The sequence below is a fragment of the Nocardia sp. JMUB6875 genome (genome assembly GCF_041154655.1).
Lineage (GTDB): Bacteria > Actinomycetota > Actinomycetes > Mycobacteriales > Mycobacteriaceae > Nocardia.
Genome location: NZ_BAAFGR010000054.1, coordinates 1 through 12,456 on the forward strand (window position 1 = coordinate 1; position 12,456 = coordinate 12,456).

General features: G+C 67.9%; 14 protein-coding genes. 9 read left to right on the forward strand and 5 right to left on the reverse strand.

Translation table 11 applies throughout. The features are described 5' to 3' along the window. Window positions 1-629 (reverse strand): TetR/AcrR family transcriptional regulator (locus ACAM49_RS16050; protein ID WP_369636305.1); only part of this gene is annotated, 629 nt, incomplete at its 3' end. 70 nt (window positions 630-699) lie between these two features. Here ACAM49_RS16050 and ACAM49_RS16055 point away from each other — a divergent pair. The 3 genes from ACAM49_RS16055 (at window position 700) to ACAM49_RS16065 (ending at window position 3,271) form a co-directional block, all read left to right on the forward strand. Continuing rightward, the gene (locus ACAM49_RS16055) at window positions 700-1,170 is read left to right on the forward strand and encodes a VOC family protein (RefSeq protein WP_369636306.1); all 471 of its coding nucleotides are present in this window, start codon (window positions 700-702) and stop codon (window positions 1,168-1,170) included. Between the two features lie 21 nt (window positions 1,171-1,191). Beyond that, window positions 1,192-1,680, forward strand: a complete 489-nt coding sequence (locus ACAM49_RS16060) for a DUF1992 domain-containing protein (RefSeq protein ID WP_369636307.1) — start codon at window positions 1,192-1,194, stop codon at window positions 1,678-1,680. A gap of 64 nt (window positions 1,681-1,744) precedes the next feature. Continuing rightward, a complete protein-coding gene (locus tag ACAM49_RS16065) occupies window positions 1,745-3,271 on the forward strand; it encodes an MFS transporter (protein WP_369636308.1) in 1,527 nt (508 codons plus the stop codon). A 21-nt stretch (window positions 3,272-3,292) separates the two neighbouring features. Here the strand turns inward: ACAM49_RS16065 and ACAM49_RS16070 are convergent, their stop codons facing one another. From ACAM49_RS16070 to ACAM49_RS16085, 4 genes are all read right to left on the reverse strand, one after another. Continuing rightward, window positions 3,293-4,627, reverse strand: a complete 1,335-nt coding sequence (locus ACAM49_RS16070) for an MFS transporter (RefSeq protein ID WP_369636309.1) — start codon at window positions 4,625-4,627, stop codon at window positions 3,293-3,295. Window positions 4,628-4,732: 105 nt separating this feature from the next. After that, complete coding sequence (locus ACAM49_RS16075) at window positions 4,733-5,101, reverse strand: hypothetical protein (RefSeq protein WP_369636310.1); 369 nt, start codon at window positions 5,099-5,101, stop codon at window positions 4,733-4,735. After that, on the reverse strand, window positions 5,098-5,673 hold the full coding sequence (locus ACAM49_RS16080; protein ID WP_369636311.1) for a DUF6817 domain-containing protein: 576 nt from the start codon (window positions 5,671-5,673) through the stop codon (window positions 5,098-5,100). The genes ACAM49_RS16075 and ACAM49_RS16080 overlap by 4 nt, the downstream gene beginning before the upstream one ends. Then, window positions 5,670-7,112: a DHA2 family efflux MFS transporter permease subunit gene (locus tag ACAM49_RS16085; RefSeq protein ID WP_369636342.1), complete on the reverse strand. Its 1,443-nt coding sequence runs from the start codon at window positions 7,110-7,112 to the stop codon at window positions 5,670-5,672. The genes ACAM49_RS16080 and ACAM49_RS16085 overlap by 4 nt, the downstream gene beginning before the upstream one ends. Window positions 7,113-7,206: 94 nt before the next feature. Here ACAM49_RS16085 and ACAM49_RS16090 point away from each other — a divergent pair, with 94 nt between their 5' ends. From ACAM49_RS16090 to puuE, 6 genes are all read left to right on the forward strand, one after another. After that, a complete protein-coding gene (locus ACAM49_RS16090; RefSeq protein WP_369636312.1) occupies window positions 7,207-7,653 on the forward strand; it encodes a MarR family winged helix-turn-helix transcriptional regulator in 447 nt (148 codons plus the stop codon). 115 nt (window positions 7,654-7,768) lie between these two features. Then, window positions 7,769-8,476, forward strand: coding sequence for a GntR family transcriptional regulator (locus ACAM49_RS16095; RefSeq protein WP_245568701.1), 708 nt, complete (start codon window positions 7,769-7,771; stop codon window positions 8,474-8,476). A 75-nt stretch (window positions 8,477-8,551) separates the two neighbouring features. Further along, window positions 8,552-9,298, forward strand: coding sequence for an aspartate/glutamate racemase family protein (locus tag ACAM49_RS16100; RefSeq protein WP_369636313.1), 747 nt, complete (start codon window positions 8,552-8,554; stop codon window positions 9,296-9,298). Next, window positions 9,295-10,509 (forward strand): aldolase, encoded by a 1,215-nt coding sequence (locus ACAM49_RS16105; protein WP_369636314.1) that lies wholly within the window; start codon window positions 9,295-9,297, stop codon window positions 10,507-10,509. Before ACAM49_RS16100 ends, ACAM49_RS16105 begins: the two co-directional genes overlap by 4 nt. After that, a complete protein-coding gene (alc, locus tag ACAM49_RS16110; protein WP_369636315.1) occupies window positions 10,506-11,534 on the forward strand; it encodes an allantoicase in 1,029 nt (342 codons plus the stop codon). The genes ACAM49_RS16105 and alc overlap by 4 nt, the downstream gene beginning before the upstream one ends. Then, a complete protein-coding gene (gene puuE / locus ACAM49_RS16115) occupies window positions 11,531-12,451 on the forward strand; it encodes an allantoinase PuuE (protein ID WP_369636316.1) in 921 nt (306 codons plus the stop codon). The genes alc and puuE overlap by 4 nt, the downstream gene beginning before the upstream one ends. Window positions 12,452-12,456 lie beyond the last annotated feature (5 nt).

Genomic DNA, 12,456 nt, shown 5'->3' on the forward strand with positions numbered 1-12,456 from the left:
GTGGCTAGGCGGAGCCAGGTGGTGTGGAGCCAGGATTCGTAGGGGGTGGGGGTCCAGTTGAGGGTGCGGACGCCTAGGTTGTAGGTGTCGGCTTGGCCCAGGGGGCCGACCGTGGTGATGATCCAGTCGAGGTCGGCTTCGGGGTGAAGTAGGTTGTCGGCGCGCATTTTTCGCCAGATGTCGGCGATGTGCTGCTGGGTGGCGGCGCGGCCTGCCTGGGCTGCTTCGGCGATGAGGGGCTCGCTGGGCTCGGCTGCCGCCGCGACGGCGATCAGCGGGGCGGCGCGGGCCATCAGTTGGCTTGCGCCTCGGGCGTAGGCGGTGATCCGTTCCTCGAGGGTGGGGGCGGTGGCGGCGCGGACATGCCAGTCGCGGTGGGCCAGGTCGATGTCTTGGGTGTCGCCGACGATCGCGACGTCGATGGCGCGTTTGAGCAGTTCGGCCTTGGTGCCGAAGCGGAGGTAGACGGTGCGGGACCCGACCTCGGCGGCCTCGGCGACGGCGGCGAGGGAGGTGGCGGCGTAGCCGTCGGACAGGAACAGGCGGGTCGCGGCGTCGAGGATCTTCCGCTCGGTCTCGGCCTTGCGGGCGTCCCATAGGGGCGATGACTTCTTGACACCGCGGCTCATTCGCTGCATCCTTACTGCATCACTACAGTGATGCTGCACTATTACATCGGTACTGCAGAGGATACCAGCAATGATCCCCACTCTGTCCGGGGTACATCACCTCAAGCTTCCCGTTTCCGATCTGACCCGCTCCAGCGACTGGTACCGCACGCGGCTCGAGTACACGGTCGGGGTCGAATTCACCGAGCAGGGCGTCCTGAGGGGTGTCGCCCTGCATCATTCGAACGGCGGCCCCATGCTCGGGCTGCGCCTGGATCCTGAAAGGGCCGCGGCCACAGCAGGATTCGACTTCTTCTCGATCGGCGTGCCGGACCGCGCGGCCCTGGAGGCGCTCGCAGCGCACCTCACCGGCCTGGGTGAATCCCACGCCGGCGTGCACCGGGCCTCGCTCGGCTGGATCCTGCCCCACCTGCACGATCCCGACGGCCACGAAGTCCACTTCTACACAGAGGAATCCCACACCGAGCTCGGAGAAGATCCGCTCACCATCGACAACCCGCGCGAGACCGCAGCGGCCCGCGAGCGCGAAGAGGCGCGCTGACGCGCCGGTAGACTCGGAGTCATGACCGAGCGCAAACCGCCCGGAATGACCTACGAATCGTGGATCGACAAACAGGTTCGTGAAGCCACCGAGCGCGGCGAATTCGACAACCTGAAGGGTGCGGGGCAACCCATTCCGCCCGGCGCGGCCGATGAGGACTCCTGGCTGCGCGGCTATTTGAAACGCGAGGGCGCGAGCGCCGACGCTCTGTTGCCCGAATCCATCGTGCTGCGGCGAGAACGCGAACGTATGCCCGAGACCGTGCGAGACATGGTGTCGGAGAGGGAAGTTCGCGCCGCGGTTACCGACCTGAACGACCGCATCGTGCAATGGCTGCGTATGCCTTCGGGGCCGTACGTCCCTATCGGTCCGCTGAAAGTGGACGAGGTCGTCGAGAACTGGCGCGCGGAACGGGAGGCCGCCCGAGCCGCCCGCAAGCCGGTCCCGCCGCCACCTTCCGATCCTGAGCCCGCCGAACGCCCCTGGTGGCGGCGGATTTTCGGACGCTGACCCGGCCGCTGTCCATTCGAGGTCCCTTCGTTCGTCGCTTCGGTGACCGACGAAAGGGACTCCCGTGGATATCACCGACATTCAACCGAGGGCCGAGAAAGCCGGGCGGCGCGCATGGCTGGGACTGGCCGCGCTCGCGCTGCCCGTGCTGGTCATCTCGATCGACTTCAGCGTCCTGAACCTGGCGCTGCCGAAACTCGCGACGGACCTGTCGCCCACCAGCGCCGAACAGCTGTGGATCCTGGACATCTACGGCTTCATGATCGCCGGATTCCTGGTCACCATGGGAACACTCGGGGATCGGATCGGGCATCGCAGGCTGCTGCTGGCGGGCGCGGCGGCGTTCGCGGGGAGTTCGGTGCTGGCCGCGTTCGCGGTGAATCCGGCCATGCTGATCCTCGCGCGCGCCCTGCTGGGCATCGCCGGGGCGACGCTGGCGCCGTCGGGGCTGGCGCTGGTCACCGCCATGTTCCCGGACCCGGCCCAGCGGGCGGGTGCGGTAGCGGCGTTCACCGGCTGCTTCATGGGCGGAGCCATTCTCGGGCCGATCGCGGGTGGGCTGCTGCTCGCGCACTTCTGGTGGGGATCGGTGTTCCTGCTGGCCGTGCCGGTCATGGTGATGCTGCTGATCGCGGGGCCGATTCTCTTGCCGGAGAGCAGAACTCGTGACGCGGGGCGGCCGGACCCGATCAGTGTCGTCCTCTCGTTGGCCGCCGTGCTGCCCGCCGTCTACGGAATCACCGAATTGGCGCGCGACGGACGTAACCCTGGCGCGTGGGTGGCGCTCGTGGTCGGGGCTGTCGCCGGATTCGCGTTCGTGCGCCGCCAGCGCCGTCTGCCCGATCCGCTGATAGACGTGAGCCTGTTCGGCAATCGGATCTTTCGCGGCGCGTTCGGGTCCAGCCTGGTCACCGGCATGATGCAGGGCGGGGCGATCCTGATGATCAACCTGTTCCTGCAGTCGGTGCTGGGCCTGTCCACCCTGCGCGCCGGACTCTGGCTGGTCCCGCCCGCGCTCGCCATGCTCGTGACCATCGGCGCATCACCGGTCCTGGCACAGCGATTCCGACCCGCCTACATCATCGCCACCGGGATGGTGGTCTCGGCCGTCGGTTACGCCACCCTCACACTGGTCACGGCTGACGGCGGATTGCCTTTACTGGTAACCGGTTTCGCCGTCGCCATGGCGGGCATCGGCCCCGGCCTGGCCCTCGGCTACGACCTGGTGCTCGGAGCCGCGCCGCCCGAGCGAGCGGGTGCGGCCTCGGGGACGATGGAATCCGGCGGCCAGTTCGGCGTCGCCGCCGGGGTCGCGGTGCTCGGCAGTATCGGTGCGGCCGTGTACCGCAACGAGATTCAGTTACCGGACGGCCTGCCACCGGAAGCCGCCGCCCACGCGGGCGACAGCGTCACGGGTGCCGCCGCCGTGACGCCCGGCCTGCCGTCCGTGCTGGCCGACGGTGTGCGGTCCGCCGCGGACGCGGCCTTCACCGTCGGCCTGCACACCGTATCGGCCATCAGCGCAGTGGCTTTCGTGCTCCTCGCGGTGGTCGCCGTCGTCGCGTTCCGGGAGGTCGGGCCCCGCAAATAGTCAGCGCTCTGCCGCAAATAGTCAGCGCTGTGCCGCAACGGGAACGGGCTCGGCCTCGGGAATCTCGCAGCCGTGCAACGAAGTTCCCGCCGTCTCCCGCAGGAACGCGCAGGCGATCAGCCCGATCATGGAGGCCGCCACCATATAGGCCGCCGGGAACAGCGACCAGCCCGTCCGCTCGATCACCGCCTCGTTGACCAGCGGGGCGGTGCCGCCGAACAGGGCGGTGGATACGTTGTAGCCCAACGCGAATCCCGCGTAGCGCACATGGGTCGGGAAGATTGCCGGGAAGGTCGCGCTGATGGTCGACAGCTGCGGCACGTACAGCAGACCCAGCACGATGAATCCGATGACGGCCCACACGATGCCGCGCCCCATCAGCCAGTACATGGGTATCGCGAGCGCAGCCAGCCCGATCAGCGAGACCAGCCACATCGGCCGCCGCCCGACCCGATCGGAGAGCCGCCCGAAGAACGGCAGCGACACCATCATCACCACCTGGCCGATCAACATCATTGCGGTGGTGGTGGATTCGCCGACGTGCAGGGTGCGCTGCAGGTAGGTGGGTTGATAGGTGAGCAGCGTGTAGTTCACCACGTTGAGCGCCACCACCAGTCCGACCAGCGTGAGCACCTCACGCCGATAGGTGGTGAGCACCTCGCGCAACCCCGCCGGCGGAGTATCGCGATCACCCTGCTCGGACAGTTCGGTGAACACCGGCGACTCGTCCAGCTTGGCGCGCAGATACCACCCGGTCAGCCCAAGCGGCACGGCCAGCAGGAACGGAATTCGCCAGCCCCAGTCGTACATGGCTTCCGACCCGAGAATTACCTGGCAAGCCAGCACCACGGCCGATCCGCCGACAAACCCTGCCAGCGTGCCGAATTCTAGGAAACTACCCAGAAAACCGCGCTTGCGATCGCCCGCGCATTCCGCGAGATAAGTTGCCGCACCGCCATATTCACCACCTGTAGAGAACCCCTGCACAACCCGCAGCAGAATGAGTAGCACCGGCGCCAACACTCCGGCGGTGGCATGCGTCGGCAGAATCCCGATCGCCCCGGTAGCGGCCGACATCAACAGAATCGTGGTCGCCAGCACCGCCTTTCGCCCGATCCGGTCACCCAGCGGTCCCCACACCATCCCACCCAGCGGACGCAACACGAACGAAACCGCAAAGCCCAGCATGGTGCCGAGGGTGCCCAACTCACCCGGGAAAAAGGCAGATGTGAGGTATCCGGCCGTGGCGGCGTATACGCCGTAGTCGAACCACTCGGTGGCATTGCCCATCGCACTAGCGGCGACCGACCTCCGCAAAGGAAATTCGGCCCTGTCCGATTCCAACGAATCTCGCATGGAATAAATCGGTACCCATGCTCACGATTCGCAAACAGCGGCGCTCCCGCACGGGCCCGTCGGCACCCACTCCCACCAGTGCGGACAACCCGATTGTGAGCGTGGTCACAAACGTGGATAGCGGTCGGTTTGTGGGATGCTGACGCATAGCGCCGCGAGGGAGAGCACAAGGAACAGGATCTGGTGAATATGGTCCTTGGCCGGGGGCAGGTTGGCCAGAAAGTGGGTGAGCCAGAACGCGGGGTAGAACCAGAGGGCCCACCACGCCCAGGGTTGCCGGGCACGGAAGGCGAAGAGGCTGATCAGGAGGCCGAACAGGCCGGTGCCGATGGTGGCGAGGGAGTCGGCTCGCCAGAGGCCTCGATCGCCTGACGGGGGCGCGATCAGGGTTATGAGGCCGAAGGCGAGGGTGGCCGCGCCTATGGCGGACAAGGTGATCCACGACAGGCGGAACAGAGTGGGGTGGGTGTTCATGGCGTGGGGTGGGGTATCGAGGAGAGCTGGGAGTGGCAGGCGGACCAGGCGGCGGGGGTCAGGTGGGGGCGAACCCGGGTGAACAAGCCGTAGAGGGGTGCGCCGTGTTGGGTAGCCAGGTCGGAGTTCTGGGCCATGACATCGAGTTCGTTCGCGGCCGTGAGTTCCAGGAAGGCACGGAAGTCGGAGTCGTCGGGTTCGAACTCGTCGCCGGTGAAACGGTCCCGGAAAACGAGTGGGGTGGCGTCGATTCGGGGGTAGAGGGCCGTTCGATCGCAGGAGGCGTAGAAGTAGATCAGCGACTCGGCGCGCGGGCCGAGTAGATCGATAACCGTTGGGCGGTCGGATAGTTCGACGAGATAACGGTCGAAGCCGTCGGTGCCGTAGACGGCGTGGGCCAGACCGGCCAGTTGGAGATCCTCGTCGTGGCCCCAGGCGGCCAACACGTCGGCCACTCGGCGGAGGTGGGCGAGCAGGGTGCCGCCGGGGTGGTCGATGGTGTCCGCGCCGCGATCCCGCAGGAACCGCTCGACGCGGGTCCTGCGGGAGGCGAGGGAATCGGTGTCGGTCACCCTTCCAGTGTGGCGCGGCTCTGATGGCGGCGCAGGACCGTCGAGGCGAGCGAGCCCGCCAGCGAGAGGGCGGCCAGGGCCGCGAAGGCCAGCTGGTAGCCGGAGGTCAGGGACCAGTCGGATGCCGTTGCGCGGGAGAGGATTACGGCCACCAGCGCGACACCGACCGCGCCGCCGATGCGCTGCATGATGTTCACCAGGGCGGTGGCGTCGGGCAGCTGGTCACGGCGGACCGAGGCGTAGGCGGCCGAGGCCAGCGGCATCGCGGCCACACCCGTCGCCATACCCGCCACGAACAGCAGCAGCTGGATCAGCAGGCCGTTGGCGTCGGCGGCCAGGAAGGCGAACGGCAGGACCGCGGCCGCGACGGCGAGATTGCCGATCACCGCGACCCGTCCGCCGCCGAACCGGTCGGTGAGGCGGCCGCCCAGCGGGAGCATCACGATCCCGCCCAGCCCGTAGAGGAGCAGGTCGACGCCGGTACGGATGAGCCCGGTGCCGTGCAGGACCTGAAAGTACAAGGGCAGCAACACCATCACTCCGAACATGGCCCCGCCGGAGAAGAACCCGGCGATGTTCGCGGCCCGGAAGCTGGGGTTGCCGAACAGCCGCACATCCAGCACCGATCGCTCGGATCGCAGTGTGCGGGTGAGGAATCCGGCCAGCGCGGTCAGCCCCAGCACCACCGGCAGCCACACCGACGGCGAGGTCACCGACCCGGTCGTCCCGATCTCCGACAACCCGTAAACCACCGCGGACACACCGCCACCGGCGAGCACCACGCCGAGCACATCCAACCGCTCCATCGGCGTGCCGCTGGTCCGCGGCAGATACCGCAGCCCCAGCGCCAATCCCATCAGTCCGAACGGAATATTGATGAGGAACAACCACTCCCAGCTCCAGTGCGCCAGCATCAGCCCGCCGATGGTCGGCCCGATCGCGGGCGCGCCGACCACCGCGATGCCGACCACGCCCATGACGCGACCCATGCGCTGCGGCCCGGCCGCCTGACCCAGAATGGTCTGCCCGGCCGGAATCATGAGTCCGGCCGCGAGCCCTTGCAGGATGCGCATCGCGATCAGCCAGCCCGCGGTCGGCGCGAACGCACACGCCACCGAGGTCAGCGTGAACGCGACCAGCGCTCCCAACCACAGCCGCGTCACGCCGACCCGCCGCGCGAGCCACCCGCACACGGTCAGCGAAACCCCGAGCGCCAGCAGATAAGCGCTGGCCACCCACTGGATCGTCGCCAGTGACGCGCCCAGATCCGCGCCGATCGTGCGCAGCCCGATATTCACCAGCGAGGTGTCGAGCATCCCCATGACCGCGCCGAACACCACCACTCCGGCGGTGCGCCAGACATGCGCGGGAATTTTCTCGGAAGCAGCGGGCGCGGCGGGCACTCCCCCGCTGCCGGATACCTGTGTGTCCGAACGCATTTGCGTCACCGGACTCTCCTTCGATAGTTGATGAGCAACTCAATTGCAGACAGTATCAATGATTGAGCTACTCAACAATAGATATAATCAGCGGGTGACCGACGAACCGTGCACGACGGGCGACTTCCACCCCGCCGGCCTGCTGCGACACCCCACCTACGCGCTCGGCAAGCTGCACAAGGCCGTGCACGCGAAGATGGAAACCCCCCTGCGCGAGCACTGGGTGCTGACCTACCTCGCCGAGACCAGCGAGGTCTCCCAGCAGGACATGGCCAATGCCATGGACATCGATCGCAGCGAGGTGGTCCGGCTCATCGACAGCCTGGAGAAGGCGGGTCTGGTCACCCGCACCCGCGATCCCGAGGACCGCCGGAAATACCGTCTGGCTATCACCGCGGCGGGCAATCGCCTGCGCGAGGAGACCGACGCCAAGATCTTCGCCGCCACCGATAACCTGCTCGCTCGCCTCACGCCGGCGGAACGCGAGACGCTGCATCGTCTTTCGCTCAAGGCCCTCGGTTACGACGCCGACGAGATTTGACCCACACGACCTTCGTAATAGGCCACACAATCGGTCGTAACCAGTCGCGCGTCACGTCCCGCTCGGGCGACGGGCTAGGGTTGGGTCCGTGCCATCTCGCCCGCGTCTACCTCGCCTGCCCCAGCTCAACCCGCCCCTGGATGCCCGCCGCGGCTACTCCCAGCAGGAGATTCTCGGTGAATTGCGCCGGATGATCCTGGAGGGGAACCTGCCCCCGGGCACCGGTCTGCCGCTGGGTGAGATCGCGCGCGCGTTCACGGTGAGCGCGATTCCGGTGCGCGAGTCGCTGCAGACGCTGATCGGCGAGGGCCTGGTCGAGCATCGGCCCAACTTCGGCTACCAGGTCACCATGCTGACCGCCGACGAGCTGCGCGAGCTGTACGTCGTGCGCGAGCGGCTGGAGTCGGTGGCCATGGCCGCGGCCGTGCACAATGCCACCGAGGCCGATCACCAGCTGCTGCGCGAGATCCACGCCCGTCTCGAGCAGGCGGTGCTGACCGAGAACGCGGTGGCCTACCACCGCGAGACCCGCAATTTCCATCTCGCCCTGGTGCGCCCGTCGGGCATGCCGCGCGTGGTGCACATGCTCGAGTACGCGTGGAACATCACCGAGCCGGTGCAGCCCATGGTGCATGTGACGACCATGGACCGCGTGGTGCTGCACGCCGACCACAGCAAGCAGCTGCAGGCCTTCCTCGCGAGGGATGCTGAAGGTTTGCTGGCGGCCAGCGAGGGGCATCACGCACGGCTCAACGGTGTTCTGGAACACCTACCCACCGATACCGGTTTGTTCGCCGAACCCGCAGGTGAAGAAGATATATAACCGCTGAGCCAGGGGCTTTCGAACATATACGGTTCCAGCAACCCCGGAACTATTTCTGTTCGATAGCGTGGTCTCATGCGGATCCGGGTCATCAATCCCAACACCACCGCCGCGATGACGGCACTGATCGGGGAGAGCGCGCGTCTGGTCGCGGCCCCCGGCACGGTGATCGACGCCGTCAACCCCACGATGGGCCCGGCCTCCATCGAGAGCCACTACGACGAGGCGCTGTCGGTGCCCGGCCTGCTGGCCGAGATCGCCCGCGGCGAGGCCGAGGGCGTCGACGGCTACGTGATCGCCTGCTTCGGCGATCCCGGCCTGGACGCCGCGCGGGAACTGGCGCGCGGCCCGGTCATCGGCATCGCCGAGGCGGCCATGCAGTACGCCAGCCACCTGGGCCGCCGGTTCAGCGTCGTGACCACGCTCGGCCGCACCGCGGGCCGCGCCTGGGAGCTGGCGGAACGCTATGGGATGGAACGCTTCTGCGCGAACGTCCACGCCTGCGAGATCCCGGTGCTCGAGCTCGAGGATCCCAAGGCGCGCCAGACCATCGCCGACGCCTGCCGCGAGGCCGTGGCCGCCGACGATTCCGACGCCGTCGTGCTCGGCTGCGCCGGGATGGCGGATCTGTGTGAATTCCTGACCGAGGAGGTCGGGGTACCCGTGGTGGACGGCGTCGCCGCCGCCACGCTGACCGTGCAGTCGCTGGTCACCATGAAGTTGCGTAAGTCCGGCCGCGGGGAATTCGCGGCCCCACTACCGAAGAAGTACGTGGGATTGCTCGCCGATTTCGGCATCGAGGAACAGGAGGGCCAGGCGTGACGCTGGCACCGGAGACATTGAACGGGATCGAATCCCGTTTGCAGGCTGTGGATTCGGAGCTGTCGCGGCTCTACCCGGGTGACCGTCCCGGCCAGCCGATTCACACCGCGTACGTATCCGGCGCGGACGCCTCCGTCGACACCCCGCGCGAATGGGGTTCGGCCGCACTGGAACTCGCCGAGAATCAGCGTGAGCTGCTGGTGGAACTCGCCGGTGAGGAGACCGTGAACCGGGTCTTCGAGACCCTGCGCGAGCGCCCCATCCAGGACCTGCGCTTCGACTTCGAGGACGGCTACGGCACCCGCGGCGACGAGGTCGAGGACGCCGCCGCCCTCAACGCCGGTGCGGTGCTCAAAGCCCTTCCGGCCGAGGTCCGTTCGCGCGGCATCCGCACCAAGGGCCTGACCACCCTGGAGTGGGCGCGCGCCATCCGCACCCTGGAGAAGGTCCTCGAGGGCGCGGGCGGCGTGCCCGAGGGCTTCGTGTTCACCGTGCCCAAGATCCGCCACGTCGAGCAGGCCGATCTGACCGTGAACCTGTGCGAGGCACTGGAATCCGCGCACGGGCTGCCCGCCGGATCGCTGAAGTTCGAGCTGCAGATCGAATCCCCGCAGGCCATCATCGCCGCCGACGGCAGCTCCCCGGTGTCGCAGCTGATCCAGCGTTCGGCCGGGCGCGCCACCGGATTGCACTACGGCACTTACGATTACAGCGCCGCACTGGGCATCGCCCCGAAGTTCCAGTCGCTGGAGCACCCGGTCGCCGACCACGCCAAGGCCGTCATGCAGGCCGCGGCCGCCACCACCGGCGTGTGGGTGTGCGACGGCTCCACCCAGGTGCTGCCCATCGGCACCGAAGCCGAAGTGCGCGCGGCGGTTTCGCGGCACTTCCGCCTGGTCACCCGCTCGCTCGAGCGCGGCTACTACCAGGGCTGGGACATGGGCGCGGGCCACCTGGTCACCCGCTGGCTGGCCACCTTCGCCTTCTTCCGCGAGGGCCTGGGCGTGGCCGCCCCGCGCATCGGCCGCTACCTGGATCGCCAGGGCGGCGCGGTCATGGACGAACCCGCCACCGCGCAGGCGCTCGCGACCGTGGTGCTGCGCGGCCTGGAGTGCGGCGCGTTCGATCCCGCCGATGTCACCGCCATCGCCCCCAAAGCCTCTGTCGACGTACTGCATCAACTGCGAGAAAGGAAGATTCCGGCGCTATGAGCGACGACTTCACGCTGCTTCCGGACCTGGCCGTGCGCACCCTGGGTGGCGCCGTGCTGTGGGCCAACGACGAGTCCTTCGCCGAGCGGGAGAACCTGATCCGCCCGCAGGCGGCGACCTACTCCCCCGCCACCTTCGGCCACAAGGGCCAGGTGTACGACGGCTGGGAGACCCGCCGTCGCCGCGGTGAGAACGGCGATCACCCCGCCGGCGACGACCACGATTCGGCCATCATCCGCCTGGGCGTGCCCGGTGTGATCAAGGGCGTGGTCGTGGACACCGCCTGGTTCAAGGGCAACTACCCGCCCGAGGTCTCGGTGGAAGCCATTGCGGTGGAAGGCCATCCGTCGACCGAGGAACTGGTCGCCGCCGAGGGCTGGACCACCATCGTCGAGCGCGCCAAGGTCAACGGCGATTCCAAGAACCCGTTCGCGGTGGACTCGCCCAAGCGCTGGACCCACGTGCGGCTGCGCATGTTCCCCGACGGCGGCGTCGCCCGGCTGCGCGTGCACGGCATCGCCAAGCCGGATCTGGCCTGGCTGGAGTCGGGCCCGTTCGATCTGGCCGCGATCGAGAACGGCGGCCTGGTCGCCGACTGCTCGAACATCTTCTTCTCGCACCCGCAGAACATCCTGATGCCGGGCCGCGCCGCCAGCATGGGCGACGGCTGGGAGACCGCGCGCGGTCGCGACAAGTCCGTGAACGACTGGGTGCTGGTGCAGCTGGCCGCCGAGGGCGTCGTCACCGCCGCGGAGATCGACACCTCGTACTTCCTGTTCAACGCCCCGGGTGCGGGCGCGCTGACCGGTATCCGCGCCGACGGCTCCGAGGTGGAGTTGCTGCCGCGCACCCGCCTGCAGCCCGACACCCGCCACCGCTTCCTCATCGATGCCGCCGAGGCGGTCGTGCGGGTGCGCTTCGACGCCTACCCCGATGGCGGCATGGCGCGGCTGCGGCTGTTCGGCACCCTGACCGACGAAGCCCGGGCGCAGCTGCGCAACGAGCTGGAAAATGAACTGGCATGAGCGATTTCGACCTGAACTACCCGCGGGACATGGTTGGGTACGGCCCCAACCCGCCGCATCCCCACTGGCCCGGTGATGCGAACATCGCCATCAACTTCGTGCTCAACTACGAAGAGGGCGGCGAGAACAACCCGCTCGACGGCGACGAGGGCTCCGAGGCGTTCCTGACCCCGGATATCGTTCCGGGCGCGGCCTTCCCGAACCGGCACCAGAGTGTCGAGACCATGTACGAGTACGGCTCGCGGGCCGGACTCTGGCGGATCCTGCGGCTGTTCGAGCAGCGCGATATCCCGCTCACCATCTTCGGTGTGGCGCGGGCGCTGGAACGCAACCCGGAGGCTGTGGCGGCGTTCAAGCGGCTGGGCTACGACATCTGCTCGCACGGGCTGCGCTGGTTCACCTATCAGCTGGTGGACAAGGAGACCGAGCGAGCGCACATGGAAGAGGCCGTGCGCATCATCACCAAGCTCTTCGGTGAGGCGCCCAAGGGCTGGTACACCGGCCGCGATTCGCCCAACACCCGCGACCTGGTCGTGGAGCACGGCGGCTTCGTGTACGACTCGGACTCCTACGGCGACGACCTGCCCTACTGGGTGAAGGTCGGTGACAAGGACCAGCTGGTGCTGCCGTACACGTTGGAGACCAACGATATGCGGTTCGCCTCCCCCGCCGGGTTCGCCAATGGCGAGGAGTTCTTCTCGTACCTGAAGGACGCCTTCGACGTGCTCTACGCCGAGGGTGCCGCGGGTGCGCCGAAGATGCTGTCGATCGGCCTGCACAACCGCATCATCGGCAAGCCCGCCCGCTTCAAGTCCCTGGAGCGCTTCGTGGACTACGTGCAGTCGCACGACAAGGTGTGGCTGGCGCGGCGCATCGACATCGCCGAGCACTGGAAGAGCGTGCATCCCGCACCCTGATCCTC